Origin of the sequence: Oricola indica, assembly GCF_965227485.1 — a bacterium.
Taxonomy (GTDB): Bacteria; Pseudomonadota; Alphaproteobacteria; order Rhizobiales; family Rhizobiaceae; genus Oricola; species Oricola indica.
Genome location: NZ_OZ245747.1, coordinates 3,305,570 through 3,331,375, shown reverse-complemented (window position 1 = coordinate 3,331,375; position 25,806 = coordinate 3,305,570). Strand labels below are relative to the sequence as shown.

26 protein-coding genes are annotated in these 25,806 nt (G+C 61.3%); 9 read left to right on the top strand and 17 right to left on the bottom strand.

From position 1 onward, the window contains the following. Window positions 1-9 precede the first annotated feature (9 nt). The gene (locus ACQK2M_RS16750) at window positions 10-585 is read right to left on the bottom strand and encodes a polysaccharide biosynthesis/export family protein (protein ID WP_425418722.1); all 576 of its coding nucleotides are present in this window, start codon (window positions 583-585) and stop codon (window positions 10-12) included. A 196-nt stretch (window positions 586-781) separates the two neighbouring features. Here ACQK2M_RS16750 and ACQK2M_RS16745 point away from each other — a divergent pair, with 196 nt between their 5' ends. Continuing rightward, on the top strand, window positions 782-2,956 hold the full coding sequence (locus tag ACQK2M_RS16745; protein WP_425418721.1) for a GumC family protein: 2,175 nt from the start codon (window positions 782-784) through the stop codon (window positions 2,954-2,956). 14 nt (window positions 2,957-2,970) lie between these two features. On the opposite strand, the gene ACQK2M_RS16740 is transcribed toward ACQK2M_RS16745, so the two are convergent. Continuing rightward, entirely contained in the window at window positions 2,971-4,140 is a 1,170-nt protein-coding gene (locus tag ACQK2M_RS16740; protein ID WP_425418720.1) for a GNAT family N-acetyltransferase, read from the bottom strand. Window positions 4,141-4,231: 91 nt separating this feature from the next. Between ACQK2M_RS16740 and ACQK2M_RS16735 the strand changes: the two genes are divergently transcribed. Beyond that, entirely contained in the window at window positions 4,232-5,287 is a 1,056-nt protein-coding gene (locus ACQK2M_RS16735; RefSeq protein ID WP_425418719.1) for a polysaccharide deacetylase family protein, read from the top strand. On the opposite strand, the gene ACQK2M_RS16730 is transcribed toward ACQK2M_RS16735, so the two are convergent. After that, entirely contained in the window at window positions 5,277-5,501 is a 225-nt protein-coding gene (locus ACQK2M_RS16730; protein ID WP_223476799.1) for a DUF2842 domain-containing protein, read from the bottom strand. The genes ACQK2M_RS16735 and ACQK2M_RS16730 overlap by 11 nt on opposite strands. A gap of 132 nt (window positions 5,502-5,633) precedes the next feature. Between ACQK2M_RS16730 and ACQK2M_RS16725 the strand changes: the two genes are divergently transcribed. After that, the gene (locus tag ACQK2M_RS16725; protein ID WP_425418718.1) at window positions 5,634-6,770 is read left to right on the top strand and encodes a COX15/CtaA family protein; all 1,137 of its coding nucleotides are present in this window, start codon (window positions 5,634-5,636) and stop codon (window positions 6,768-6,770) included. Window positions 6,771-6,916: 146 nt separating this feature from the next. On the opposite strand, the gene ACQK2M_RS16720 is transcribed toward ACQK2M_RS16725, so the two are convergent. Further along, entirely contained in the window at window positions 6,917-7,618 is a 702-nt protein-coding gene (locus ACQK2M_RS16720; RefSeq protein WP_425418717.1) for a hypothetical protein, read from the bottom strand. 158 nt (window positions 7,619-7,776) lie between these two features. Between ACQK2M_RS16720 and ACQK2M_RS16715 the strand changes: the two genes are divergently transcribed. The 4 genes from ACQK2M_RS16715 (at window position 7,777) to ACQK2M_RS16700 (ending at window position 9,017) form a co-directional block, all read left to right on the top strand. Next, window positions 7,777-7,977 carry a dodecin family protein gene (locus tag ACQK2M_RS16715; RefSeq protein WP_425418715.1) on the top strand — a complete coding sequence of 67 codons (201 nt, stop codon included), beginning with the start codon at window positions 7,777-7,779 and terminating at the stop codon, window positions 7,975-7,977. Window positions 7,978-8,276: 299 nt separating this feature from the next. Next, window positions 8,277-8,555, top strand: coding sequence for a hypothetical protein (locus ACQK2M_RS16710; protein ID WP_425418714.1), 279 nt, complete (start codon window positions 8,277-8,279; stop codon window positions 8,553-8,555). A 32-nt stretch (window positions 8,556-8,587) separates the two neighbouring features. Continuing rightward, the gene (locus ACQK2M_RS16705) at window positions 8,588-8,722 is read left to right on the top strand and encodes a hypothetical protein (RefSeq protein WP_425418713.1); all 135 of its coding nucleotides are present in this window, start codon (window positions 8,588-8,590) and stop codon (window positions 8,720-8,722) included. Window positions 8,723-8,753: 31 nt separating this feature from the next. Next, window positions 8,754-9,017 carry a DUF1488 family protein gene (locus ACQK2M_RS16700; RefSeq protein ID WP_425418712.1) on the top strand — a complete coding sequence of 88 codons (264 nt, stop codon included), beginning with the start codon at window positions 8,754-8,756 and terminating at the stop codon, window positions 9,015-9,017. A gap of 290 nt (window positions 9,018-9,307) precedes the next feature. Here ACQK2M_RS16700 and rpsU read toward each other — a convergent pair whose 3' ends face one another. The 8 genes from rpsU to ACQK2M_RS16660 form a co-directional block, all read right to left on the bottom strand. Then, window positions 9,308-9,562, bottom strand: a complete 255-nt coding sequence (gene rpsU, locus ACQK2M_RS16695) for a 30S ribosomal protein S21 (RefSeq protein ID WP_223476792.1) — start codon at window positions 9,560-9,562, stop codon at window positions 9,308-9,310. Between the two features lie 33 nt (window positions 9,563-9,595). Continuing rightward, complete coding sequence (locus ACQK2M_RS16690; RefSeq protein WP_425418711.1) at window positions 9,596-9,982, bottom strand: hypothetical protein; 387 nt, start codon at window positions 9,980-9,982, stop codon at window positions 9,596-9,598. Beyond that, complete coding sequence (locus tag ACQK2M_RS16685; protein WP_223476790.1) at window positions 9,945-10,151, bottom strand: cold-shock protein; 207 nt, start codon at window positions 10,149-10,151, stop codon at window positions 9,945-9,947. The genes ACQK2M_RS16690 and ACQK2M_RS16685 overlap by 38 nt, the downstream gene beginning before the upstream one ends. Window positions 10,152-10,384: 233 nt before the next feature. After that, window positions 10,385-11,311 carry an N-acetyl-gamma-glutamyl-phosphate reductase gene (gene argC / locus ACQK2M_RS16680; protein ID WP_425418710.1) on the bottom strand — a complete coding sequence of 309 codons (927 nt, stop codon included), beginning with the start codon at window positions 11,309-11,311 and terminating at the stop codon, window positions 10,385-10,387. Window positions 11,312-11,356: 45 nt separating this feature from the next. Continuing rightward, the gene (speB, locus tag ACQK2M_RS16675) at window positions 11,357-12,307 is read right to left on the bottom strand and encodes an agmatinase (RefSeq protein ID WP_223476788.1); all 951 of its coding nucleotides are present in this window, start codon (window positions 12,305-12,307) and stop codon (window positions 11,357-11,359) included. Between the two features lie 73 nt (window positions 12,308-12,380). After that, window positions 12,381-13,880, bottom strand: a complete 1,500-nt coding sequence (locus ACQK2M_RS16670) for a mechanosensitive ion channel family protein (protein ID WP_223476787.1) — start codon at window positions 13,878-13,880, stop codon at window positions 12,381-12,383. A 122-nt stretch (window positions 13,881-14,002) separates the two neighbouring features. Beyond that, complete coding sequence (locus ACQK2M_RS16665; protein WP_425418709.1) at window positions 14,003-15,628, bottom strand: MFS transporter; 1,626 nt, start codon at window positions 15,626-15,628, stop codon at window positions 14,003-14,005. 134 nt (window positions 15,629-15,762) lie between these two features. Then, on the bottom strand, window positions 15,763-16,131 hold the full coding sequence (locus ACQK2M_RS16660) for an AAA family ATPase (protein WP_425420068.1): 369 nt from the start codon (window positions 16,129-16,131) through the stop codon (window positions 15,763-15,765). An 841-nt stretch (window positions 16,132-16,972) separates the two neighbouring features. On the opposite strand from ACQK2M_RS16660, the gene ACQK2M_RS16655 reads away from it, so the two are divergent. Together ACQK2M_RS16655 and ACQK2M_RS16650 are read left to right on the top strand one after the other, a co-directional pair. After that, complete coding sequence (locus tag ACQK2M_RS16655; RefSeq protein WP_425418708.1) at window positions 16,973-18,145, top strand: GGDEF domain-containing protein; 1,173 nt, start codon at window positions 16,973-16,975, stop codon at window positions 18,143-18,145. Window positions 18,146-18,297: 152 nt separating this feature from the next. Continuing rightward, on the top strand, window positions 18,298-20,139 hold the full coding sequence (locus ACQK2M_RS16650; RefSeq protein WP_425420067.1) for a putative bifunctional diguanylate cyclase/phosphodiesterase: 1,842 nt from the start codon (window positions 18,298-18,300) through the stop codon (window positions 20,137-20,139). 585 nt (window positions 20,140-20,724) lie between these two features. Here the strand turns inward: ACQK2M_RS16650 and rpsI are convergent. The 5 genes from rpsI to ACQK2M_RS16625 form a co-directional block, all read right to left on the bottom strand. Then, entirely contained in the window at window positions 20,725-21,213 is a 489-nt protein-coding gene (rpsI, locus tag ACQK2M_RS16645; RefSeq protein ID WP_223476784.1) for a 30S ribosomal protein S9, read from the bottom strand. A gap of 5 nt (window positions 21,214-21,218) precedes the next feature. Then, complete coding sequence (gene rplM / locus ACQK2M_RS16640) at window positions 21,219-21,683, bottom strand: 50S ribosomal protein L13 (RefSeq protein WP_425418707.1); 465 nt, start codon at window positions 21,681-21,683, stop codon at window positions 21,219-21,221. Between the two features lie 342 nt (window positions 21,684-22,025). After that, window positions 22,026-23,633, bottom strand: a complete 1,608-nt coding sequence (locus ACQK2M_RS16635) for an ABC transporter permease subunit (RefSeq protein ID WP_425418706.1) — start codon at window positions 23,631-23,633, stop codon at window positions 22,026-22,028. A 62-nt stretch (window positions 23,634-23,695) separates the two neighbouring features. Then, entirely contained in the window at window positions 23,696-24,691 is a 996-nt protein-coding gene (locus tag ACQK2M_RS16630) for an ABC transporter ATP-binding protein (protein WP_425418705.1), read from the bottom strand. Between the two features lie 54 nt (window positions 24,692-24,745). After that, window positions 24,746-25,795, bottom strand: coding sequence for an ABC transporter substrate-binding protein (locus ACQK2M_RS16625; RefSeq protein ID WP_425418704.1), 1,050 nt, complete (start codon window positions 25,793-25,795; stop codon window positions 24,746-24,748). Window positions 25,796-25,806: the final 11 nt, after the last annotated feature.

Below are 25,806 nucleotides of genomic sequence, written 5' to 3'. Positions count from 1 at the left end.
TTTCCGGTTTCAGAAAAGGCGTTCGCGGACGAAAACTGTATCGCCGGGCAGCAGCGGATCGCTGATCAGCACGCGTCCGGTCAGCACGCGCCCGTTGATCGTTCTCGTGATGTCGGCATTGGCCTGGTTGGCGCGGGGAGAAAACCCGCCCGCTGCGGCAATGGCGTTCTGCACCGTCATGCCCGGCGAATAGGCGTACTGGCCGGCCGACCCGACTTCGCCCATGATGAAGATCGAGCGGTACTGGTCGACTTCGACGGAAACGTCGGGATTGCGCAGGAAACCCTCGCGCAACTTGGCGGCGATCTGGCTCTCCATCTGCTGGACGGTACGTCCGCGCGCCGGCACCGCGCCGACGAGCGGGAAGGCGATATAGCCGGACTGGTCGACGGAATAGGTGTTCGTGAGTTCGTCCTGGTCGAAGACCGTGATGCGGACCCTGTCTCCGGCATCGAGCATGTAAGGCTGGTTGATGGCTTCGTGAAACGCTGCCGGGGCCGGCTTGTAACCGGAGCAGCCGGCGAGCGTCAGAGCAGCGAGAAAAGCTGCCGCGCATGCATGTCCATAACGTCTTAGCCGATTCATCGACACAACCTTCAATTGGTACAGGCAGCCTTGCCGCCACGGCTCTGTTATCGGGTTGTTAGGGTTAATACCCGGTAAAGCGCGGGCGTTTCCGTTGCCCTTCGTCAATGAACAAAGCGTTACGGCGCCATTTACCGCCCGGAAACCATGTTCCTTTAGAACTCGGATCAACTTTGTTCGAGCACCGGGGTCTTTCATGTCGCGAGTAGACTATGCAACGCGGGATGCCGATATCGATATCGGCAGGCTTTTTGGTGCGTTGTGGCGCGACCGGATACGCATCCTTCTCGGCGCGCTCGTCATCACCGGGCTGGTCTTTGTCGGTCTGTCGCTGATGACGCCGAAATACATGTCGGATGCACGACTCCTTATCGAATCGGGAGAGTCCGTCTTCACGCGCCCCGGCAGCGACAATGCCGGTTCCGCCGATTCACCGCTGCCCGATCCGGAGGGGGTTGCCAGCCAGGTCGAGATCCTGACGTCCAGCGATCTGCTGATGCAGGTCGCAGACGATCTTGCTCTGGAACAATACGATGAATTCAATCCCGATGGATTGTTTTCCGGCCTGAAGGCGGGCCTGGCGGCGCTCGGCCTCATGGAGGATCCGTCGCAGGTTACACCGGAAAAGCGGATCCTCGACGCGGTTCGCAAGCGCCTCGATGTCTACGCGGTAACCAATTCGCGCGTTGTCGTGATCGAGTTTCAATCCACTGACAAGGAACTGGCGGCGAAATTCGCCAATGCGCTGGCGCAGGCCTATCTGGCGCTCGAAAGCCGGGCGCAACTGGAGACGACCGGCAAGGCCGCCAACTACCTGGCCGACGAGATCGCCGATCTGCAGGACAGCGTGCGCAAGGCCGAGGCGGCCGTCGCCGATTACCGTGCCTCTTCCGGTCTGTTTATTGGCCAGAACAACAATGTGCTGGCGACCCAGCAGCTCGCCGAACTGACGACAGAACTGTCGCGCGTGCGCGCCGAACGGTCCGGCGCCGAGGCACGGGCGCGCAGCGTACGGGCTGCGCTCGACGCCGGCGCATCCGTCGATTCGCTTCCCGATGTCGTGCAGTCCGCGCTGATCGGCCGGCTGCGGGAGCGCGAGATCGCGCTTCAGTCGGAGATCGCGGACCTGTCGGCAACGCTGTTGCCGGAACACCCGCGCATCCAGGGCCTGCGCTCGCAACTGCGCGACCTGTCCCGCCAGATCGACTCCGAGGTCCGCAAGGTTCTCGCCGGGTTGCGAAGCGAGGCGGAAATCGCGCGCTCGCGCGAGCAGGAAGTCCTCGCCGAGGTCAGCCGCCTCAAGGCCGCGTCGGTCGACGCCAGCGAGAGCGAGGTCGAGTTGCGGGCGCTGGAACGCGAGGCGGCATCGCAGCGCGACCTGCTGGAAAGCTATCTCGTCCGGTTTCGCGAGGCCCGGTCGCGCGACGAAGGCCAGTACGCGCCGGCCAAGGCGCGCCTGATCTCGCGCGCCGTGGTGTCGAACGAAGTCGCTTTCCCGAAAGTGATTCCGCTGACCGGCGCCGCCTTCTTCGTGTCGCTGCTGATCATGATGCTGGTCACCCTTGTACGCGAACTGTTCTCGGGCAGGGCATTCGTGCCCGTCAACGTCGCCGTTCCGCCGGAGCAGCCCGCCGTGGCCATGGCACCCCCGGTCTCCGAGGATGATACACCTGCCGAAGTCGAGGTGGAGACAATTCCGGAGCCGGTCATGGAGCAGGCCCCCGAACCTCCCGCTGCGTCCCTCGTGGAGGATGAACCGGTCTCCGATGACAAATACGGGATCGAAGCGCTGGCGATCAGCCTTGTGGAGGCGCGGGCCGACCGTGCGATCATCGTATCGCCGGAAGGCGACGCGGGGGCGGCGGCTTCGGTTGCGCTGGCCCGCATGCTGGCCGGCGAGGGATTGCGGACCGTGGTGGTCGACCTCAGCGGCACGGGCGCCGCGACGCGGCGCATGCTCGAGGACGCCGACTGCCCCGGCATCACCGACCTTCTGGCGGCCTCGTCGTCCTATTCGGATGTGATCTATCCGGACTATGCGACCGGTGCGCACATTATCCCGACCGGTATCGCCGATCCCGCACGGGCGATGCGCGCGGCTGACCGGCTGCCGATCATTCTCGATGCGCTGGTCTCGGCCTACGACATGGTCATCGTCGAATGCGGACCGACCAATGCCGAGGGACTGAGGCGGTTGGCGGGAGCGGGCAGCCGCATCGTGCTGGCCGTGTCCGATCCCGCAGCGCCGGAAATCGTGGAAACCGCCGAAGACCTCGTCGACGCGGGCTATGACGACCTTCTGCTGGTCACGACGGACGAAGAAGACGAGAGCCCGGTCGATCCGCAGTCGCGCAGTGCCTACGCCCGCTGACCGGGCAGTCCGGTCTATCGCAGTATGGCAATCCGTTTGCGGATCTGCTTGACGGCGGTCCAGAGGAACTTGTTGCTCTTGATCGTTCGCACCAGGACACCGCGCGCGACCTTGGCGGACGCGACGGCGCGGCCGCGTAGGGTCAATGCGATGACCGTATCGCTTTGAAGCGCCTCGATCTCGCACCAGCCCCGCTTGTAAGGCTCGTCGCCGATACCGAAACTGAAGAGGTCCAATCCGCGTTCGGCGGCCTCGCGGATCGCCAGGAAGAACAGCATGTCGCCCGGGCCGATTTCCGAATATTCCGTGGCATAGGTTCCGAATTCGACCGTGAGGCAACCGTCATGGACGGTGCAGCCGATGATGGCGATCGGAACGCCGCCGACCTCGATGGTCTTCAACTCGCGCGAGGGCGGTGTCTCGTTCAATCCGGCCGCGAACAGATCCTTGAAGAAGCCGCGAACATGCGGGTCCGCGAAGACGTCGTGAATGCCGGCGAGCTGGAAATGTTTAGCCTTCAACTCGGAAAACCGGTCGAGCGTGCGGTTGATGTCGTTGGCATCGACGAGGGGGACGAAACGGTAACCGCCCATCTCGGCGAGCCGTCGTTCCTGTCCGCGGAAACGCTTGCGGCGGCGTTTGGAACTATGGCGCTTGAGAACGGCGTCGAAGCCGCCTTCGAGCGGCAGCGACAGCGCCGGATTGGGACTGACATGCGACCGGGAAAACACGAACGGGTTGGCCACGCCGCCGCACTCGGCCAGTTGCCGTTCGAGCACGATGGCGTCGGCGCCGAGCCCCGCGGCGCGCAGCGCCGAGACGATCCGGCTTTCGCCGAGATCGGCCAGCGCCGCCAGATCCTCAGCGCGACCGACAGGAAAATTCCCGTTCGCATGGCGCTCGCCGGGATAGGCGAGGTTGCCGGACTGGGTGCGTTCGAGCGGCAGCAGGACAGGACCGGCATTGGCGGGCCGGAGCGAGACGAAGACGGGCTCGTGCGGCGATTGGCCGACCCATGCGCGCAGGAAATCGGCGCGCTGATAGGCGGAGCACACCGCGTCGGAGGGTATCGCATCGACCGCCGCCAGCGCCGCGTCGCGTCCGGCATGAACGGTGACGCGCGGGTCGGCTGTACCCGACACGGTGCGTGTCGTGGAGATCGTAGCGGTGCCGATATCAACCATGTCTCAATCCTTTGATGGCAGGACTATCAGCGTCGGGTTTCGAAATCCCTTCGTCGCGACCGGTCCGGGCAGAGCAGAAATCAACAATTCGATGTCGGTTATCAAAACCTTTATGCGCAAGGCCTTCATGAACGGCGCACGGTACAGCGGATTGTCCGGGCTGCTGGACCCCGTGCTCGGCGGCGTCGGTGCGATCCTGATGCTGCACCATGTCCACCCGCGCAGCGACGAAGTGCTGCTCAACCGGGAACTGCATGTCGATCCGGCTTTCCTTGCAGACCTGATCGAGGCGCTGCAGGAGCGGGGCGCGCGTTTCGTCTCCATGGACGAGGTGGCCGACCGCCTGAAGGCCGGCCACACGGACGAGCGGTTCCTCGCGGTATCGCTGGACGACGGATACCGCGACAACCTTCACCACGCCGCACCGGTGTTCCGGCAGTTTGGCGTGCCATACGCGATTCATATCGCGCCGGGGCTGACCGACGGAACCAGCGACCTGTGGTGGGAACTTCTCCAGATCATCATCGAGAACAACGACACGCTGACATATGGCTCACCCTCCGGACCGGTCACGCTCGATTGCGTGACGCCTGCGCAGAAGTATAAGGCCTTCGGCCACCTGGTGGAGTACGGCTCTCGGGTGATCGAAGAGGACGCCATGCGCGAACTGGTCCAGTCCCTGTGCGTGACCTACGGGATCGACGCGGACGGACACCGGCGCGAGGCGCTGCTCACCTGGGAGGAGTTGCGGGGACTGGCCGACGACCCGCTGGCGACGATCGGCGCACACACGATGAACCACTATCACCTGCGCCGGCTGGAGCGCGACCGCGCCGCCGACGAGATCGCCCGCGCCGCCGACGTTATCGGCGACAAGCTTGGCGAGCGGCCGCGCCACATGGCCTATCCCTACGGCAATGCCGTCTCGGTCGGCCCGCGCGAGGTAGAGCTGGCGCGCGAGGCGGGGTTCACCACCGCGGTGACCACCCGGCACGGCGTGTTGCGGCCCGCCCATGGCGACAATCTGCTCGCGCTGCCGCGGATCTCGGTCAACGGCTATTACCAGCGGCTTCGTTACGTCGAGACCATGCTGAGCGGCATAACCGTGCCGGCGGCCAATTGCGGCCGCACCTTCGTCACCGTGTAGCGTCGCCGCCCTTCGGCTTGCGCTCCATCCAGCTGATCACGCCCATCGCCGGCAGGACCCAGACGAGACCCGACAGCGCGAAGAAGGCGAGATGGATGTACCAGGGGCTCTCGGCGAGGCGGTACGTCGCCACCGTGGTCGCGACCAGCGCGTAGATCACCACGAGGGCCACCAGGATCAGCATGCCGATGAATTTTTTCAGACGGTGGGGCATTGGGCGTGTTTCTTTGTCGACAGGCGGGCTATGTAGCATTCCGGCCACCAAAACCAATCCCGCCCATGCGGCATTCAGCCGCTTTTCATGCGCCGGGAGTGGATTTATGTGTCTCGCAGACAGGCATCGCACATGACAGACACCACCCTGACCACAACCGGGAGCGGCCGGCCGCTCTCCCTCGACGCGCACACGCGCGAATTGCGCAATCGCGCCCAGGTCCGCGCGTGGCTCTACGTCATGCTGCTGATGCTCGTGGCGCTGGTGATCGTCGGCGGCGCGACGCGGCTGACGGATTCGGGTCTCTCGATCACCGAATGGAAGCCGATCCACGGCGTTATCCCGCCGATCGGCGAAGCGCAGTGGCAGGAAGAACTCGCCAAGTATCGCCAGATTCCCGAATATGAGCAGGTGAACAAGGGCATGTCGCTCGACGAGTTCAAGTTCATCTTCTGGTGGGAATGGGGCCACAGGCTGCTGGCGCGCGGCGTCGGTCTCGTCTTCGCCCTGCCGCTGGCTTTCTTCTGGGCGACGGGCCGTCTCGACGGCCGCATAAAGCTGCCGCTTCTGGGTATTCTCGGCCTTGGCGGCTTCCAGGGCTTTATCGGCTGGTGGATGGTCTCCTCGGGGCTGGTCGAGCGGGTGGATGTGAGCCACTACCGGCTCGCGGTCCATCTGACGGTGGCCAGCATCATCATTGCCAGTATCGTGTGGGTGGCGCGGCTGATCGCGCCGCATGCCTCCGATCTGAAGCCGACGGACCGCTCCGACCGCATGGCGGCGATCCTGGCGCTGATGGTGCTGTTCCAGATCTATCTCGGCGCGCTGGTCGCCGGCCTCGACGCCGGTCTGGTCTTCAACTCCTGGCCGACCATGGATGGCGGCTTCTTCCCGGCCTCGCAGTGGGACGCAGCGCTTGGCTGGCGCAACGTCTTCGACACGCCGGCAATCATCCAGTTCACCCATCGCACCTTCGCCTATGTCGTCTGGCTGACGGCGGGCATGCATATGATCGCGTCGCTGCGCCATGCGCCGGGCTCGACCCATGCGCGCCGCGCGGTGCTGCTGTTCGCACTGGTGACCTTGCAGGCGGTGTTCGGCATCGTCACGCTCTTGACCTATGTGCCGCTCGGCTGGGCGCTGCTGCACCAGGGAACGGCGCTGGTTGTGCTTGGCTTCGCCGTCGCCCACTGGCGCGGCCTGAAAGGCCCGCTGCCGCTCTCCGACGGCACGCCGCATAGGCTGGACATGGTCGGCGTGCGGGACTGAGACGGCACGACGCGCCATGCCCCTCATCCGGCCCTTCGGGCCACCTTCTCCCCGCAGGCGGGGCGAAGGATAAGGAGGGTGGCATGCGTCGTCGTTTCCGCGCTTGTCGAAAAGGCGGATTGAATTGGCCATGATGGTGGGACGGGTCACGACGTGTTCCAGGCGTCGCGGGCAAGCGCGTCGCATTCCTTCAGAACTTCGGCGACCGGCGTTTTCGGTCGCTTTCGCCAGCCCGGCGGACGGCCGGGCCGGATCGGGCTGAAGCGCCGGGGCCGGAGATGGGGCCGATCCTCGGATGAAGACCACAATCTGTCACGCCGCGCGCGCCAGCGGGCGAGGCGTTCGGCGTGGGTTTCCAGATCCTGCAATGCCTGCTCCAGCGCGATGATGCGCCGGCAGAGCGTGCGCGCATCGACCGGATCGTCCGGGCGAAGTCCGTTGTCGCGTGGCAGCTTTGCATCGTCGTCTGCCTCGCCGTCCTCAAGCCAGGGATAGCGGGAGGGTTTGATTGGATCGAACAGGGGGAAGGTGGAGAGAGAGCCGATTGGAGCGGTCTTGGCGATCGGCCGCGATGCTCCCTCCCGCGTGTCATCCTCGGTCTTGGATGGGCATCGCCCGGGCTTCTCGGCTCGACGCAGGGTCATTGTCACCAGCTTGCATGCCGCGATGGCGATTAGCCTGCGCGCGGCGAATTCGGCGGGACGCAGCATCGCCAACACGCGAATGCGCAGATAGCGCGGCATCATGATGACCGAACGCCCGGTTCGGATGCTGGCCAGCGCGAACAGGCGCGCGACGACCGCCAGAAGGTCGTCCCGGTTCCGATCGATTGCGCCTGCCCAGTCCACGTGAAGCCGTCCTTTGCGTTTGACGGATCAGGCTAAGGGCAGGGGCGGGGCGGTGGATAAGAATCACGCGAGAAACGTGGAGACGCACATCATGTCACACGCGGCGTGGAACGTTCGGCTTCCTCCTTCATTGGTCTTCATAGACACAGGAGGAAAACATGTCCGTTGCACGTATCACCGAAATCAATGCTTCCGGTTCCAGCATCGAGAACGCGATCGAGAATGGCGTCGCGCGCGCTTCCGAAACCTTGAAGAAGGTCGAACAGGTCTGGGTCCAGGACGTCAAGGCCCGCGTCAGTGACGGCAAGGTTGACGAGTATCGGGTCAACATGAAGGTCAGCTTCGTGCTCACCGAGTAGGAAACGCAGGCGGAGCCGCCCGCGACGCGCGGGCGGTTTCCACGCCGCGATTTACAAGATTCGAAATGGGCTCAGCTCAACGCGGGCGAAAGATGCCGGTCGCGTTCATCGGCCCTGAATGCAGGCGCCGAATTCATCCGAACCCGCCTCCAATAAGCCTCAATGAGGGACCATGGTGTCCCCTTATACGCGACAAGCACCGCCCACCATCAGGATGGGAGCGGCGTAACACGATTTCCTGCGCAGCATCGGCGACTGACGATGCGACCAATGCGGATTGCCGCAGTGCAGGAGCGTCGATGCATACCCGAACCCGCCATTCCATCGTTTCCTTCCATTTTCCCTTTTCGCTGAGCGGGGTCGATGGCGTTCAACCGGCAGGCGAATACAGCATCGCCGAGGATGACGAGATCATCGAAGGGCTGAGCTGGATCGCCTGGCAACGCACAGCCGCATTCATCTATCTCCCCCTGCCGAAACACGGATCGAGCAGCCAGCAAATGGTGCCGATCGATTACGCGGAACTGAACGCGGCGCTGGAACTCGACCGCGAGCGGGTGACCGCTGGCGCCAATTGATCTCACACACTCAAACCGACGGGAAAACGATCATGGCAAAGGGCCAGAAACGCGGGAACCGCGAGCTTCGAAAACCAAAACAGAAAAAGCCGGTCAAAGAGGCTGTGCCCGCGATGGGCAGCTTTACGCCGTTCAAGTCCGTTACGCCTTCCGCAGGAAAGAAATGACGGATCGGGATCCGTCGCGCCAGGACGACCCATGACGCTGTGCTTCCTGGAGGACATGAGCTATTTCGACCACACGCGCCGACAGATGCGTTTCGTCGCGCATGATGGGACGCAAGCCGTCTCATTCCGCATCGATCTCGACGCGTTTTTCGAGGAGGGATATGACGGAAAACACGGCGAAACCGACTATATGACCGTGTTCACCTCGAAACTGGAGGTGATCCATGGCGCTGCCCGAAATGCCTATGGCCACGGGCGACGGTCCGTCTATGTCCTCTCAAGGGACGATTTTTAGCTGATTTTCGCCGTATCGCCGGGCGAGGCCTGTACGGGACGCGTAGCGTTACCCGGCAGCGCGGCGAGGCGCCCGGGTTTTCTTTTTAACGGGTTTTGCGGGAGCGGCCGTTTCATCGGGAAGCGCGGCTTCCTTCGCCAGCCGCATTTCGCGGAGGCGACGGGATTTTTCAGACCTGGCTTCGGTCTCCTTGCGAACGATCAGCCGAGCCGCCGTGTCGGTCGTGGACAGTTTGGATTCCGCCCGCGTCGGCTTGAACAGGGTCTGCTTTGTCGATCGCATGTTGAAATCTACCGGGCGGAGGGACGGTCCGTCGGGCGCGGCTTGCGCTTCGGCCCGGGTATCAGGCCTTCTCGCTGTGCCTGCTTGCGCGCTGCCTTGCGGCTGCGGCGAACGGCTTCCTGCTTCTCGCGAACGCGTTTTTCCGACGGCTTTTCGTAGGAGCGGCGGGCCTTCAATTCGCGGAACAAGCCCTCGCGTTGCATCTTTTTCTTCAGGACCCGGAGAGCCTGATCGACATTGTTGTCCCGGACGAGAACCTGCATGGCGATACCCTTCTTTGCGACGCTTCGCGCCGATCAGTTCCGCGGTTGCGCGGCGAAATTGGTGTTTTCGGCCGGATGGCCGTCAAATGAAAGCGCGAGATCGTCTTCCCGGACGACGCGCTCGAACTGCTCGCTGTCGCTCTTGATCCGGTACTGAACGACTCCGTCACGGGGCGGCATCAAGGCCACGATTTCAAAGGAATCGGGGCGTTTGACCAGCGCTCGGCCCTGGATGGAAACGACGTCGCCGAATGCGAATCGATGAGTGGACATAGGGGTCTCTCCGAAACAAAAAAAGCGGGGATCATTCCCCGCTTCATAAGACGTCAGGTTCCGGACATCGGCATCGTGAGACGGCGGATGTCCGGGACCATGCGCAAAATCAGAGAGCCTGAAGGTTTGCCGCATTGGTGCGGCCATCGCGTCCGCTTTCCAGCTCGAAGCCGACTTTCTGGCCTTCGACGAGACCACCCATGCCGGCGCGGTCCAGCGCGCTGATGTGGACGAAGACGTCCTTGCCGCCATCTTCCGGAGTGATGAAGCCAAAGCCCTTTTGGCCGTTGTAGAATTTAACTGTACCAGTCTGCATTTTTGTAGTTCCCAAAAGTAAGTCGCCGCGCCGCAGCGTGCGGACGCGATCAAATATCGATGATTTGGAAAGAATGGCGGGTCGAAAGCACTGACGCCGCGAAAAGCCAAAGCTGGCCAAAAGAACGATGTGTCCTTGTAGATCGGTATTGCGGTTTATTCAAGGCGCATTTCTCGCCCGCGGTCGATTGGCGATATTTCGCCAGCCGCCCGCGGGCTATTCCTTGCGCGTGCTCATCCGCCGATCATCAGATTGAGGTTCTGCACCGCAGCGCCCGACGCGCCCTTTCCGAGATTGTCGTAGACGGCGATCAGGACGGCCTGGGCGCGGTCGTCATTCGCGAAGACGTGGAGGCGCATGCCGTCGGTGCCGTTCAGCGCCTCGGGCTGGAGGTCGGGGACGCGTTCCAGTTTCTCGAACGGCGCGACCTCGATGACGCATTCCTTGAGCGACGCATAATGATCGGCGATGGCTTCGTGGATCTGCCGGCCCGTCGGCACGGTGGCGAGCGCGCCGAGTTGCAGCGGGACCATGGTGACCATGCCCTGTGCGAAATCGCCGACGACCGGAACCATCAGGGGGTCGCGGTCGAGCAGGGCGTTTTTCTTCAGTTCCGGCAAATGCTTGTGCGACAAAGTTAGTCCGTAGGGGAGATACTCCGGCGCGCTTTCGCCTTGTGCCTCGTAATCGGCGATCATCGCCTTGCCGCCGCCGGAATAGCCGGTGATGCCGGTGAAGGTGACGGGGTAGTCCGCCGGGATCAGACCCGCTTTCACCAGCGGGCGCAGCGAGGCGATCGGCCCCTGCGGCCAGCAGCCGGGATTGGCGACGAACTGCGCCGAGGCGATCTTTCCGGCTTGCCCGGCATCGAGCTCGGCCATGCCGTAAGTCCAGCCTTCGGCGGTCCGGAAGGCGGTCGACGCGTCGATGACGCGCGTGCCGGCGTCGCCGATCATCGAGACGGCCTCGCGCGAAGCGTCGTCCGGCAGACAGAGGATCGCGATATCGGCTTCCCTGAGAAGCTGCTCGCGCATCGACTGGTTGCGCCGCTCGGCCTCCGGGATGGAGAGGACGTCGAGGTCGTCGCGCTTCGCGATCCGCTGCCGGATCTGCAGGCCCGTGGTTCCGTGTTCGCCGTCGATATAGAGTTTCGGTTTCATGATCATGGTCTGTCTGTCGGTTGAAAGGTCGGGCGCGGGCAGGGCCTATCGTCGGGCGCGCTTCTCGGCCAGAAGGCCGAGATAGTGCTGCGCCACGGCGGCACCGGCTATTGCCGTGATATCGGCATGATCATAGGCCGGCGCAACCTCGACGATATCCGCGCCGCGAATGTCGAGATCGCCGAGCTGGCGCAGAACCGAGAGCATCTTGGCAGAGGACGGGCCGCCAGCGACCGGCGTGCCCGTGCCCGGCGCATAGGCCGGATCGAGGCAATCGATGTCGAACGTGATGTAGCAGGGCATGTCGCCGACGCGCATGCGGATCTCGTTGGCGATCGCGGTCGCCGCCATCTCGTCGACCTGGTGGCCGTGCAGCATCCGTATGCCGCAATCCTCGGGCGCATGGGTGCGGATACCGATCTGGATCGAGTGCGCCGGATCGATGACCTCGTCGCGCACGGCCCGGATGACGAAGGAGCCGTGGTCGATGCGCTTGCCGTCGTCGAACCAGGTGTCCTGATGCGCATCGAACTGGATCAGCGCCAGCTTTCCGTGCTTCGCCGCATGCGCCTTGAGAAGCGGCCATGTGACATAGTGGTCGCCGCCGAGCGTGACCAGGAACGCGCCGGATTTCAGGATCTTCGCGGCCTCGCGCTCGATGGTCGCGGGGGTCTTCTGGTGATTGCCGTAATCGAGCAGGCAGTCGCCATAGTCGATCACCGCCATCTCCTCGAAGAGATCGCGCTCGAACGGATATTGCGGGTCGTTGTCCATGATCGCCGAGGCGCGCCGGATCGCTTGCGGGCCGAAGCGGGCGCCCGGCCGGTTGGAGACGGCGGCGTCGAAGGGAATGCCCCAGACGACAGCGTCCGCACCCTTCAGCGACTTGGTGTATTTGCGCCGCATGAAGGACAGCGCCCCGGCATGGGTCGGGTCGGTGGCGGCGCCGGTGAGGCTGCGCGCGGTGAAGGCGTTGTCGATGGACTTCGATGGCATGACTGAACCCGCGTATTGAACGGTTTGTCTGGTAGCGCAAAGGCGGGGCCGGATAAAGGCCTCGCGGCAGCGCTCAGGCCCGGGCGGCGGACTGCGATTGCGCCGCCTTGCCGCGCAGACCGGAGAACACCTTGGCCATGTTGTCGAGGATGCGCTGTCGCAGCAGGCGTTCCTCTCTCTCGATATCGGCGGGTTCGTCGGCGTTGGCAGCCCCGACCGTCGCGGCCTGACGCCGAGCGACGAGCCGGCTGATCTCCCCGGCGATCTCCGGCCGGTCGTTCAGGACCGCCTCGAACTGGTCGCGCGTGACCTCGAAAACGACGACGCCGGTCGCGGCGGTGACCGACGCCGATCGCGGCGCGCCGGTCAGCAGGGACATCTCGCCGAAGATTTCCCCGGCGAGGACGTGGCCGACCTTCACCGCGGTTCCGTCCGGCCCGTCGATATGCACATCCAGAATGCCTTCGGCGACAACATAGAGCGAGGTGCCGTCCTCGCCTTGGCGAACGAGGGCTTCGCCGGCGGGGAACTCCCGGAGTTTGGCCGCCCGCGCCATGCCTGCGAGTTCGTCCCTTTCGAGCGCGCCTGAAAACAGGTCGATGCGCGACAGGATCTCGATCCGGTCGTCCTCGCCACCATGGTCGAGCAACCGCTTTGGCCGCCGGTCGAGGAAGACATCCTCCTTGGGAAGCGCGGGCGTCAGGCCGGCGATGTGCAACTGGCGGAGCAGATGCGCCATCACCGCGTCGCGCAACGCCGAAGGCGAACGTTCATCGACCTTGCCCCAGAACCGGATGATGTAGCAGACGCCGTGATCGGCGGGCTCGCCGATCAGCACGGTGGGTTCAGGATGGTCGAGAATGCCTTTCTCGGTCGCTGCCGCCCTTGCGCCGGCCAGCAGAATGCGGCGCGCCCGGTCGGGCGGAACGTCGAAATCGATCACGATTTCCGTCTGCATCCGGCTGACATGGTCGGAGTGGGCGAAATTGGTGATCGCCATCATGCCGAGCATGCCGTTGGGGATCACCACGACATTGTTGTTCTCGAGCTGCATGCGGCAGACGCGCCAGCCGATATCGAGCATCTTGCCATATTGCTCGGCCATGAAATCCCGGTGATGCAACGCGATCCAGTCTCCTTCACGGATCGAGCCGTCGAGATTGAGCGCGATGCCGGTGAAGATGTCCTGGATCATGTTGCGCAGCGCGAAACCCAGAACCAGCCCGAGGACGCCGGATGTCGCCCAGATGGCGGTGACGTCGCGCTTGAAGACGAAGGAGATGATGCAGGTCGCCGTCACGACCAGGATGATGAGCGCAACCACGCTCTTGAGAAGCGCCGGAACCGGGTGGCGCGTCAGGCGGGCGACCGCGCCGTTCCAGAAGAAGCGCTCCAGCGCCGAGATGGCGAGCAGCGCGCCGGCAAGCCATGTCAGGGAACGAACGGTCAGGGAAAAGGCCGTTGCGACGCCGCCCGCGGGGTCCGCGAAGAGCGTGGAGGCGATCTCGTTTTCATATAGCGCCGCGAGCGCCAGCACGGCGAAAAGGGCGGCACGCAATAACAGGCCCGTCATGCATGAACTCACACACGAGAAATTCGTGTGTTGCAAGTGTTTTGCACAGCAACAGGCCGTGGAGCGCTCCGGCGACACAGAACTGTCACATCGGTGCAAAACCGGGCCTCGCGAGCGCCGGATCAGGGTGCTTCTTCACGCAGCCGGGGCATGTCGTCATGCGGGGTGACCGTCTGGCGTTCGATCATGCGCTGGACGTGAAGCGGGGTGGGGCCCTTGTGGAGCGCCAGCAGGCGTTCGGTGACCTCGGCGTCCGCCTGGGTGCGGCGCTGATTGTGCCGCACATATTCGACCCAGGTGGGGACGTGATAGCTCTCGGTCCAGATATCGGGGTTCTCGAGGTTGCGCAGCAGCGCCCATTGCTGCGCGCCGTCGCGGATCCGGATACGGCGGCGAAGCGTCATGACGGCGAGGAATTCCTGCACGTTCTCCTGCGCGATGTCGTAGTCGATCATGATCATGATCGGCCCGCTTCGCTGGGTCAGGTCGAGACGCAGCGGCGGCTCGGTGAAACGGTTCAGCGGATCGAGATTGAGCTGGCCGAAATCGGGCAGGGGCGCCCACCGGCCGACGGCCGCGCCGAACAGCAGGACGATCGCCGCGCCGGTCAGCGCGCTATTGGTGCCGAAACTCTCCGACACGGCACCCCAAAGCCAGCTTCCCGCCGCCATGCCGCCGAAAACGCCGGTCTGGTAGAGCGCGAGCGCGCGGCCGACGACCCAGCGGGGCGTCGACATCTGCATGGTGACGTTGAACAGCGACAGCGAGACCACCCAGCACGCGCCCGCCAGAAGCAGCGCGACCGCCGAGACGACCAGATAGGGGCTGACGGCGATGGTGAAGGTGCTGACCGCAAAGCCGGTAAAGCCGATCCGGGTGATGTTCTCGTTGTGGAAGCGCGAGCGCAGTTCGGCATTGGTGAGTGCGCCGACGACGGCGCCGAAGCCGAAACAGCCGAGCAGGACGCCGAAGATGAAGGCGTCGCCGCCGAGATTTTCGCGCGTGACGATGGGCAGCAGCGCCTGCAACGCGACCGCCGAGACGCCGAACAGGAAACCGCGCAGGATGACCTTCATCAGGTTGGGCGACATCGCCACATAGCGAAGCCCGGCCTGGAAGGCGATGCCGAACGGTTCGCGCGGGAGGCTGTTCGGCGGCAGCGACGGGTGCCACCGGAACAGCGCCGCGATGATCGCCACATAGCTGGCCGCGTTGACCGCGAAGGCCGCCGCCGCGCCGGCGATGGCGACGATCGCGCCGCCGGCCGCCGGGCCGACCGAGCGCATGATGTTGAAACCCATCGAGTTGAGCGAGACGGCGGCCGGCAATTCATCGCGGGTGACGATGTCGCCCATCGACGCCTGCCAGGACGGGTTGTGCAGCGCCGTGCCGCATCCGATCAGGAAGGTGAAGGAGAGCAGCAGCCAGGGGGACAGGAAACCCTCCAGCGCGAGGATGGTCAGGATCACCGAGACCACGAGCATGAAGCCCTGCGCGACCAGCATGACCTTGCGGCGGTCGAAATTGTCGGCGAAGACGCCGGCGATCAGCGAGAAGATCATGATCGGCAGGGTGATCGAGGTCTGGACGAGGGCGACCATGCTTTCCGACGACGTCAACTCGGTCATCATCCAGGCGGCGCCGACGGCCTGCACGAGCCCGCCGAAATTGGACGCAAGCGACGCCATCCAGAGCATGCGAAACGTCTGGTTGCGGAACAGTCCCGTCAGGGAACCCGCATATGGCATCCGGTCCTCCCGTGATCATGCGCCGAGTCGCGCATGCCTGTTTTACGCCCAGTAGCGGCAATTCCCAGAGGTTGTGCAAAACAAATATGCAGCGGCGTGCGCGAGCCGCGTATCAAAGCCACGGTGGGCCCGGGTCAACCGTGGCGCTGAATGGTCAGCCCCTCGGCGTCCGAAGGGACGACGAAGTGCTTCGATAGTTGCTCGAATTGTTCGTCGGTGACCGAGAACGGGTGATCGCCCGAGGCGTTACGGGCTTTCAGCCGCGCCTTGCATGTGACGTCCGGAACGTCGAGAAAATGCAGCATGTGCGCAGCGTTCGCGCTTTCGGCGATGCCGCGCATCCAGGCGCGGCTTTCCACCGTGTTCGCCTGAAAGTCGAGAACTACAGACAGGCCCGAAGCGAGAAGCGCGGTGACGTGAGGCCCCATGATTGCGCGCAGTTTCGCGGCGCATCGCACGTAATCCGAAAGTGACGACATCTCGCCGCCGAAGAGCGCCGCCAGTCAGTCGTCCTCGGCGATGATTACCGTGTGTGGAGACCGGCCGAGTTCGGCGCAGAGAGTCGATTTGCCCGAAGCGACCTTGCCGCAAATCATGTGCAGTGTTGGAGATGCTGGAGGCATGGGGCTGGTCCGAAGCGGTGCGATCCGCGGGGTAGGGCGCGTGCAATAAAAAAGGGGCGCTGCGGGAGCGCCCCTCGACAGATGCCAATTGTCCGAAGCGGATTAGCGCTTGGAGAACTGGAAACTAAATTTAAACAATGAAACCAATAGGTTATTATGAACTCTAAAAAATGTTGTTATTCTGTCTACCCAAAGGCGCTTTCTTTCGTCTCCCAGTAGCGAAAGAATTATTCTCGGAGGAATGTAGGTAGCCTCCTCGCAAACATTTTTGCAGCGCCCCTTTCCAGAAACTCCGAAATCGCTCCACCACCAGTATCCGCACGCATGTCACGCCATCTCTCGCTGCGGATTAAATAGGGAATGATTTCTCGCAACTGCCGAAGGTCGAGTGTGGCTACGTTTCTCGGGTCAGCCATCACCTCCAGACGGACTTCCAGAGGCTCTGAATCTGATTTGCGAGTTCACTCAATAAGCTGATTGGGTTTCGATCCTAACGACGTTGTACAGGGCGGATTGCCATTGAGATCAAACGTTATTCCACATCGAAAACGAACAGTTAAGCTGGGTAGCTATGCTAGGCCAATATCAACCATTTAATAAAACAGATTATTCACGTTCGCTTGTTACGCTTTTCCGATTGCCGAAAGTAAACGGCAGCAGAATGTTTCTATTTTGAGTGACCTTGCGGTAACACAATAGGTTGCTTCGTCGTGAGGCTATTATGCACTCGAATCCAGCTAGCCGTGCCAGTCGGCATGGATCGGAAGCTATTGGACTGGTTGATACGACAATCCGGTTCGATGAAGAAACCGATAGAGCTTACCGGGCTTGGCAGGACCAACATAGCCGCCATTTGATATGTTGGGCGCTGGTATTCGGCGCGCTCTCCTATCTGATCAATCACATGGGAGATTATACGCTTACCACCAACAATATCGATGCTCTTTTGCGCGTTCGCGTCTCAACTTCTTGTATTCTCATCGGCGTCGCCTGCGTGATGTTCCTGATCAAGGATATCAGTCTCACACTAATCGCGATCCTGATGGCCATTCTTGCAAGTGTCGCCAACACAAGTATCGCGCAATTGCTGGGGAGCGCCACGGACTTTTGGTTGGTGGCAGCACAGGCGATTACAGCGTTGGTGTTCGTTATGACGGTCAAACGCTTCCATGATCTGATCTTTGTCGCGACAATTTTGTTCATCCTACCGACAACGCTTGAGCTTCTTTCGGGAGATAGCCCGCGTTCGGTGATGTCTGAAAGCGTACTCCTGGCGACCGCTGCGGCAGGTGTCGTTGCTATTGGCTACTTCGTCGATCAAACCCAAAGAACCGCGTTTAAACTCTCACGAGACCTTCACCACGCAGCGACACACGACCCCCTAACCGATATCCCTAACCGATTGCGGATCTTGGAGGTACTGAATGAAGAGCTGTGTAAGCACGAACGCTACCAGCGTCCAGTTTCTGTTCTGGCGATGGACATCGACCACTTCAAGTTTATCAACGATACCCAAGGTCATTCTGCCGGGGATGAGGTGCTTAAAGCGCTCACTGCGCGGATAAACCGAGAGATTCGCGATTTCGACTTTTTCGGCCGAACCGGCGGCGAGGAGTTCCTCGTTGTTTTACCGGAAACTCAGCTACATGACGCAGAAGATCTGGCGAAGCGGCTTCGGCAAACCGTGGAGGAACTCGCAGTGCCGTGGCAGGATCAAACCATCACCTGCACGATGAGTATCGGTGTCGCCGAGTTACATCAGTCAGACGATATGGCAGCACTGTTAAACCGTGCCGACAAAGCCCTCTATCGCGCCAAGAGCAAGGGACGCAATCGCGTCGAGATGGAACCAGCACCGGTCAGCAAGATCGGAGAGCCTGAATGGCGAGGGTAGAATCGCAGAGACGCAAAATGCCTTACGAGCGATGGAAACAAAGCAGGCTCATAGCCAGATCCGACGGCCTATTTAAACAAATGCCTCAATTGTTCGCTGGCGGATAACTGTTGGTAAGCGTTTTGTGGATACTCTACAGCGATAAAGCGTTGGTGCGTATCGCCGGTGGTTTTGAGCGATATCAGGAATTACAAACCTACAAGGGTTGGTTGTTCGTCGCGGCAACCTCGCTACTCATCTTCTTTGTGCTGAGAGCGGCCTGGAGGGGTATCTATGCCGCCTACGAAACATCCCAAGAAAGCGAGCGTCGTCTCCATTTGGCGCTGACCAGTGCAGGTGGCGGCATTTGGGAACTTGACCTGAATAGGAATGACGAGACGCTCGCATACGTCTCGGAAGAACTGATCGAGCGCTTGGGCCTGCCACCCGACTACCATCTGACGTTCAAGGAATGGCGGGTGAGACGGCACCCGGACGACGGGCATGTCGTGGATCGTAGACTGCAACAAGCTATCTACTCGGGAGGCAAGGAACTCTTCGACGCCAGAATTCGCGTTCGTTGCGAAGACGGCCTTTATCGTTGGGTGCACACCCGTGGGAACGTTGTCTTTACATCCGACGGGCTTCCGGATCGTGTGATTGGCGTTGCATTGGACATTGACGAACAAGTCAAGGCTGAAGAACGGGTTAGCCAGTTGCTGCGGTATGATCCCGCTACCGGGCTTGCCAATCAAGATTTCTTTGTCTCGCAGATCGAAGGCATTATTGAACAACCACAATTCACGGGATGGATCGCAATTGTACAGGTAAGGCTACTTGAACTGGACCGGCTCTTAGAAGACGCTGAAACAATCGAGGACCTCCCCCTAATACGGTCGATCAGCAATCGTTTGCATGATTTGCCAATGACGCTGACCGCTCGCATCGCCACCGATGTTTTTGCGATTGCTGCCTCGTCGACGGTATCGCAGGAAGAAGCGAGGCGCCGTGTAAGGGATGTTCTACGGAAGCTTCTGGAACCGGTGTCATTGCCATCCGGTACGGTCAAATTGCGCGTGCAGGTCGGAGGCGTCACAAGCACCGGCGAAAGCGGCAATGCAGCCGCACTGCTGCGCAACAGCGGCCATGCTCTCGACGTCGCGGAACGAACCACTGATATTAGAGTACGTTGGTTCGATGAGCAGCTGGGAGCCGAGCATTCAGAGCGAAACCGTCGTATTCAGGGACTTGAAACAGCGGTGCGCGATGGAGAGATTGAGTGCCATTTTCAGCCACTTGTCGATCTGAAGACAGGGCAGACATCTGGTTTCGAAGCACTTGCCCGATGGCATCGAAAACAGGAGGGCCTCATTCAACCTGATCAATTTATCGGGTTGGCCGAAGAAATTGGAAAGATCATGGAAATCGGCGAAGAGGTCTTGAGAAAGGCTTGCGCCGCCGCAACCGCGTGGTCATCGCCTTACCCATTTGTCGGCGTAAATGTTTCGCCGTTACAGCTAGAAGACCCGATCTTCCCGATTGCGGTCGCACGGATCCTTGGCGAAACTGGCTTGTCTCCAAATCGACTCGAACTTGAAATCACCGAGAACGCACTCCCCCGAGATTCAGAAGTGGCGATGAGGCGAATCTCCGCCCTGAGAGACTTAGGGGTCGGCGTTGCCATTGATGATTTCGGGACTGGGTATTCCTCCCTCGCGTTGTTGTCCAAGCTGCCATTCACGCGCCTCAAGATCGACCGCTCATTTGTCAGTGGTAGCGCCGCCTCACAACAAGGCACACCGATATTGGATATGATTGTCGAGCTCGCTCAGAATTTGGGCCTTTCCATTACTGCCGAGGGAATCGAAACTTTTGATCAAGCCCAGATGGTGATCAACAAGGGGGTTGATGTCGGCCAGGGCTTCTATTTCAGCAAGCCAGTTGCAGCTTACCGAGCAGGTGAACTCGTAAGCAGATCCTGGGACAGCCACTCCGACACCTCCGCGACCGGATAGCCTCGCTCGGTGATCTGCGCGAGCGCGTCCCATTTGAACTCGTCGCCGAAATTGGCTTTGCCCATCATGCCCTCCTTGCCTCAAAATTAGAGAAGAAGGCGTCTACGAATCCAGGGGCTATTCACTCAGAGGTACCTTGGAGGTACCGAATCCGATGGATAGAGAGCACGTTCCTATGCGCCTCATACCAACGCTTCCAGACAGACTCGAACGTATGCGGCTTAACGTCCAGCCCATGCTGCGCTTTGTAGCGGAGATCGTCATACGTTACACTCGCGACTACGAGTGCCTCAGGCAGCGAACGGCACTTCGTCGATCGCGTGATGTAGCCCGAAACGCCATGAATCTTTAGGCGCATTTGATAATAGGGGCTAGCGTCCCTCAGGTAGACGACAACTCGTCCATCACGCAACTCGTGCCGATCCTGTCCTGACATCAGACCTTATTGTTTTGTGTGTCTGCAATGTCGAGAAGGGTAAACTGGAATGACTGCGAATTCAAAGCTCTGTTCAGATTCTGCAAACACCAAAAAAGGGGGCCTGCGAACAAGCCCCCTTGAAAAGATTAGAGAATTTGAATTTCCAATTACCGCTTCGAGAACTGGAAGGAGCGGCGGGCCTTCGCCTTGCCGTATTTCTTACGCTCGACGACGCGGCTGTCGCGGGTCAGGAAGCCACCCTTCTTAAGGACAGTGCGCAGCTCCGGCTCGTAATAGGTAAGGGCCTTTGAGATGCCGTGACGCACGGCGCCCGCCTGGCCCGACAGGCCGCCGCCGGTTGCAGTGGCGACGATGTCGTACTGGCCGGTGCGGTTGGCCGCGAGGATCGGCTGCTGCAGGATCATCTGCAGGACCGGACGCGCGAAATATTCGGTGAAGTCCTTGCCGCCGACGGTGATGCGGCCGGTGCCCGGCTTGATCCAGACGCGGGCGACCGCGTTCTTGCGCTTGCCGGTGGCGTAGGCGCGGCCCTGTGCGTCCAGCTTCTGGACATGCACCGGAGCTTCCTGCGTGTCTTCGGCAGCGACCGCGCCGGTTGCTTCGCCGAGTTCTTCGAGAGAGTTCAATTCAGCCATGGTGATCAGGCCACTTTCTTGTTCTTGGAATTGAGGGCGGCGATGTCCAGCGCTTCGGGCTGCTGTGCCTCGTGCGGATGGTCGGTGCCGGCGTAAACGCGCAGGTTCTTCATCTGGCGACGGCCGAGCGGGCCGCGCGGGATCATGCGCTCAACGGCCTTTTCCACGACGCGCTCCGGAAAGCGTCCGTCGAGAAGCTGCTCGGCGGTGCGTTCCTTGATGCCGCCCGGATGGCCGGTGTGCCAGTAATACTTCTTGTCAAAGCGCTTCTTGCCGGTGAACACGACCTTGTCGGCATTGACCACGATGACGTTGTCGCCGTCATCGACATGGGGGGTGTAGCTGGGCTTGTGCTTGCCGCGGAGACGCATGGCGATGATGGAGGCGAGACGGCCGACGACCAGACCTTCGGCGTCGATCAGCACCCACTTCTTCTCTACGTCCGCGGGCTTCTGCGAGAATGTCCGCATGGGATTTCTTCCTTGGTTCGATCCCGGACCGGCATGCCGGAACGGGCTTTTCTTGTTGCTTGGATTGCCGGGAAGACCCGTCAAAAACAAACCGCGCCGGACGTGTCCATGCGCGATTGCGGGTGCATTAGAGGGAATTCACGGGGCGGTCAAGCGAGAAAAAGTCGGAGATTATCGAAAAAGCCATAAAAAACAATGGGTTGAAAATACGGTAATATTTTACCGTATGAGATTGGTCGAAAATGCGCGCCGTTTCGCCATCGCGGGCCGTTCAGCGCGCGAATTCGCCATCCGCCATGCGCCGTCCGTCGCAGAAGGTGAAGCACGTGTCTTGCAGCTGAATCAGCGCACCAGGCTGACGCCGCGAATGCCCGCAACACGCAATGCGATCTGCGCAAGAACAAGAAACGCAACGACGGTCGCCATGATACAGACGGCGAAGGCCGCTGCCTGGTTGAGCGCGCCGCGATCATCAAGATAGAGCACTGAAACGGCGGCGAGTTGGGTCGACGGGCTGATCAGGAAGATGACCGCCGACAGCGTCACCATGGCGCGCATGAAAAAGAAGACGCCAACCGCCAGCACCGTCGGCCAGATTATCGGAAGCGTCACCCGCCATACCGTCTTCAGCTTGGTCGCGCCAAGGGTCGCCGAGGCCTCGTCGAATGTCGAGCTTATCTGCTTGATATTGGTGGTCGCCAGCAGGAAGCCCTGAGCGTGATAGTGATAGACGTTGCAAAAGGCGATGATCAGGATGGTGTCATACATCCAGTAGATTGGCTGGCCGGGCGTGTTGAAAGCAAGAATGTAGCCCAGGCCGAGCACCATTCCGGGCACAGCGGCCGGAAGAATGGCGAGGAAATAGAGAACCCGGCTCGCGCGCATCGGAAATGCGTGGTTGGCATAGGCCGCGCCGGTTACGAAAACCATCGAGATAACCGCAGTCAGGATTGCGACCTGAATGCTCGTCCACAGGGGTTGCAGGCCGTTTTGAACATCGAATTCGTAGTGACGCAGCGAAAACGAGAGGTTGTAGGGCCAGAGCCTGACAAAACTCGCATAGATCACGATGGCGACCAGCGACAGGATGACCGCGGCAACAAGCAGCGAGTATATCAGCCAGGCCGTATCGCGCGCGCGGTTCGGCTGAGGCGCGAGCGGCACGGATTGCGCGGTGACGGATGCGAAGTGCCGCCGGGAGATCCACTTCTCGCCGATCATGGCCAGCGCGGCCGGCAGGAGGAGAAGCACCCCGATCACGGCGCCCATGGCAAAATTCGCCTGGCCTGAAACCTGATTGTAGATTTCGACGGCCAGCACCGAGTAATTGCCACCGATGACGACGGGATTGCCAAAATCGGTGATGACGATAGTGAACACGACGAATCCGGCTGACGCGAGACCGTAGCGCGTACCCGGCAGCGTCACGGTCCTGAAGATTCGCCACGCCCCGGCGCCCAGGCTCTCCGCGGATTCATACAGCCGCGCATCCGCAACGGCGAGCGCTGTCGACAGGATCAGGAAGGCGTGCGGGAAGGCATAAACGACATCGGCAATGTAGATGCCCCAAAATCCGTAGATATCGATTTCCGTGCCGAATGTGCGATTGACCAACCCGTTGCGGCCGAGAAGGAACTGCAGCCCCAATGCCTGCACAAGCGAGGGCGAGAATATCGGGAGAAGCGCGACAATCCTGAGCACATTCCGGAGAGGCATGCAGGTGCGCTGGATCGCGTAGGCGAACCCGTAAGCGAGCACCATGGTCGTCAGGGTGACGCTGATCCCGACCTCGAACGTGTTGCCGACGATCGTGACGAAGCGCGAATCCGTGAAGTAACGCACGAAATTGTCCAGGCCGATGCCGTCCGGCGTCACGAAGGAATTCTTCAGGATCGCCCATAACGGGACCAGAACAAAGGTGACGAGCAGCAGGCCGGTCGCCGCAATCATGGCGAAGGCGAAGATCCGGTCCGAATCCGGTAAGCGGGAATGCCGGGTTGACGTAGAGACACTCATACCGAAGACGACGCAAGCCTTCTGACCCGATCGGCCGGCAGTTCAAAATTCACGGTCTCGCCCACATTCAGGCGCTTTCGTCGGCCGTGGACCTCGATTTCGAGGTCCTGACCAGCGGCCTCGACACCGAGGCGCATGGTATTGCCCAGGAAGGCGACCGAGCGGACCGTTCCGCTGTGCGCGCCTTCGTTTGAAAGCGCCACGTGCTCCGGCCGTATCGCCAGCACCGTGTCTTGTCCGTGCGAACCGAGACCGGCGAGCAATGCGGGAGCCTCGAGCAGGTTGAGCCGGCCAATAAACTCGCCGACGAAGCGTGTCTCCGGCTCCCAGTACAGGTCTTCGGCCGTGCCGACCTGTTCGATGCGGCCGCGATTCATCGCAACGATACTGTCGGCCATCTCCATCGCTTCATCCTGGTCGTGCGTGACCATGATCGTGGTGATGCCCAGCCGTTGCTGGAGTTCGCGAATTTCTCCGCGCAGCGATTCCCGAACCTTTGCGTCGAGCGCCGACAAGGGCTCGTCGAGCAATAGAACGGCCGGTTCGGGTGCGAGAGCGCGGGCAAGCGCGACGCGTTGTTGCATGCCGCCGGAAAGTTCATGCGGGAGCTTTTCGGCGTGTTTGTCGAGATGCACCAGCGCGAGCATTTCTTTGACCCGCGAGTCGATCCTCGCCTTCTCCCATTTTCGGCACTCCAGCCCGTAAGCGACATTGCGGGCGACCGTCATGTTGGGAAACAGGGAATAGGACTGGAACACGACGCCAAAATTGCGCATGCGGGCCGGCAGTCCGGCAAGGTCGGTGCCCTGAAGCAGGATTTCGCCTTCGTCGGGCGATTCCAGGCCCGCGACCAGGCGCAGCAATGTCGTCTTGCCGCAACCCGACGGTCCGAGAAAACAAACGAAATCACCCTCGGAAAGGTCAAGATTGACGTGATCCACCGCCACCACCGCACCAAAGCGCTTGGTGACGTCGCGCAGACTCAAAAACATGTCAGACCCCGATGGAAATAGCGGGGCGACTTGCTCGCCGCCCCGCAAATTGACCTAGTTCTCGTAGCGTTTCTGCCACTCGGCGATAATACGATCGCGATTTTCGGCGGCCCAGGCGTAATCGACCTCGAACAGCACCGTGGAGATGTCGTCCGGCAGGCCGGCTTCCGTGAATTTCTCGGGCATTTCACGGCCCTGCATGGTCACGATCGACTTCCACTTGTTGTATTCGGCTTCCGCACCCTTGGAGACCGTCCAGTCAAGGAACTTCTTGGCGTCTTCCATGTTCTGGGAGGTCTTCATCAGCGCGTTGGCTTCCAGCTCGTGGCCTGCGCCTTCGCTCGGGATAACCATGGTGATCGGATAGCCCTCGTCGATATTCTTGATCGCGCGCAGGGCAAACGAGATGCCGATCGTGTTTTCTCCGGCACTCGCCGCATTACAGGGCTTGGAGCCGGACTTGATGTACTGATCCATGTTCTTGTCGAGTGCGTCGAGATAGGCCCAGCCTTCCTCTTCTCCCATCATCTGAAGGATCGAAGCGATATGAAGATAGCCCGTGCCCGAACTTGCCGGGTTCGGCATGACCAGCTTGCCTTCATATTCCGGCTTGATCAGGTCCTGCCATGAAGACGGCATCGCCAGATTGTCTTTCTCCATCTCCGGGTTGTTGACGCAAAAGGCGCCCATGTAACCCGTGGTGGCAAACCAGTAGCCGTCCTTGTCGCGGAAGCGCTCCGGCACTTTGTCGATGCCGGCCGGCGAATAGGGCTCGAGCATCTCCACGATGCGCGGATCGACCATGGACGTCGCCGCCCATCCCCAGATGACATCATGCTTGGGATTGCTCGCTTCCGCGAGCATGCGCGCCCTGAGATCGCCGGTGGAGAGCCGCAGGACATCCACGTCGATGTCCGGCACGTCATTTTTCATCGCGTCCAGAAACGCGGCCAGTTCGTCCTCTTCATAGGAGGTGTAAACTGTGATTTTTCCCGCCTGCGATACGCCCGAAAGCGACAAGACAAGCGCTGTGCCGAGGAACATCCCCGCCATCGGGCGAGCGATATTGCCCAGCATTGCACGCAAACTGCCTCTGCCATCCATAATTGATACTC

Bases quoted from the DNA above. Each gene is read 5' to 3' on its own strand.
- ACQK2M_RS16670 (WP_223476787.1), bottom strand. From the start codon at position 13,880: ATGACGGGCCTGTTATTGCGTGCCGCCCTTTTCGCCGTGCTGGCGCTC.
- speB (WP_223476788.1), bottom strand. From the start codon at position 12,307: ATGCCATCGAAGTCCATCGACAACGCCTTCACCGCGCGCAGCCTCACC.
- ACQK2M_RS16740 (WP_425418720.1), bottom strand. From the start codon at position 4,140: ATGGTTGATATCGGCACCGCTACGATCTCCACGACACGCACCGTGTCG.
- ACQK2M_RS16630 (WP_425418705.1), bottom strand. From the start codon at position 24,691: ATGTTTTTGAGTCTGCGCGACGTCACCAAGCGCTTTGGTGCGGTGGTG.
- rpsU (WP_223476792.1), bottom strand. From the start codon at position 9,562: ATGCAGGTTCTCGTCCGGGACAACAATGTCGATCAGGCTCTCCGGGTC.
- ACQK2M_RS16710 (WP_425418714.1), top strand. From the start codon at position 8,277: ATGCATACCCGAACCCGCCATTCCATCGTTTCCTTCCATTTTCCCTTT.
- ACQK2M_RS16730 (WP_223476799.1), bottom strand. From the start codon at position 5,501: ATGCCCCACCGTCTGAAAAAATTCATCGGCATGCTGATCCTGGTGGCC.
- ACQK2M_RS16735 (WP_425418719.1), top strand. From the start codon at position 4,232: ATGTCGGTTATCAAAACCTTTATGCGCAAGGCCTTCATGAACGGCGCA.
- rplM (WP_425418707.1), bottom strand. From the start codon at position 21,683: ATGCGGACATTCTCGCAGAAGCCCGCGGACGTAGAGAAGAAGTGGGTG.
- ACQK2M_RS16705 (WP_425418713.1), top strand. From the start codon at position 8,588: ATGGCAAAGGGCCAGAAACGCGGGAACCGCGAGCTTCGAAAACCAAAA.
- rpsI (WP_223476784.1), bottom strand. From the start codon at position 21,213: ATGGCTGAATTGAACTCTCTCGAAGAACTCGGCGAAGCAACCGGCGCG.
- ACQK2M_RS16685 (WP_223476790.1), bottom strand. From the start codon at position 10,151: ATGCAGACTGGTACAGTTAAATTCTACAACGGCCAAAAGGGCTTTGGC.
- ACQK2M_RS16665 (WP_425418709.1), bottom strand. From the start codon at position 15,628: ATGCCATATGCGGGTTCCCTGACGGGACTGTTCCGCAACCAGACGTTT.
- ACQK2M_RS16750 (WP_425418722.1), bottom strand. From the start codon at position 585: ATGAATCGGCTAAGACGTTATGGACATGCATGCGCGGCAGCTTTTCTC.
- ACQK2M_RS16635 (WP_425418706.1), bottom strand. From the start codon at position 23,633: ATGATTGCGGCGACCGGCCTGCTGCTCGTCACCTTTGTTCTGGTCCCG.
- ACQK2M_RS16655 (WP_425418708.1), top strand. From the start codon at position 16,973: ATGCACTCGAATCCAGCTAGCCGTGCCAGTCGGCATGGATCGGAAGCT.
- argC (WP_425418710.1), bottom strand. From the start codon at position 11,311: ATGAAACCGAAACTCTATATCGACGGCGAACACGGAACCACGGGCCTG.
- ACQK2M_RS16690 (WP_425418711.1), bottom strand. From the start codon at position 9,982: ATGGCCGCACCAATGCGGCAAACCTTCAGGCTCTCTGATTTTGCGCAT.
- ACQK2M_RS16745 (WP_425418721.1), top strand. From the start codon at position 782: ATGTCGCGAGTAGACTATGCAACGCGGGATGCCGATATCGATATCGGC.
- ACQK2M_RS16625 (WP_425418704.1), bottom strand. From the start codon at position 25,795: ATGGATGGCAGAGGCAGTTTGCGTGCAATGCTGGGCAATATCGCTCGC.
- ACQK2M_RS16725 (WP_425418718.1), top strand. From the start codon at position 5,634: ATGACAGACACCACCCTGACCACAACCGGGAGCGGCCGGCCGCTCTCC.
- ACQK2M_RS16700 (WP_425418712.1), top strand. From the start codon at position 8,754: ATGACGCTGTGCTTCCTGGAGGACATGAGCTATTTCGACCACACGCGC.
- ACQK2M_RS16715 (WP_425418715.1), top strand. From the start codon at position 7,777: ATGTCCGTTGCACGTATCACCGAAATCAATGCTTCCGGTTCCAGCATC.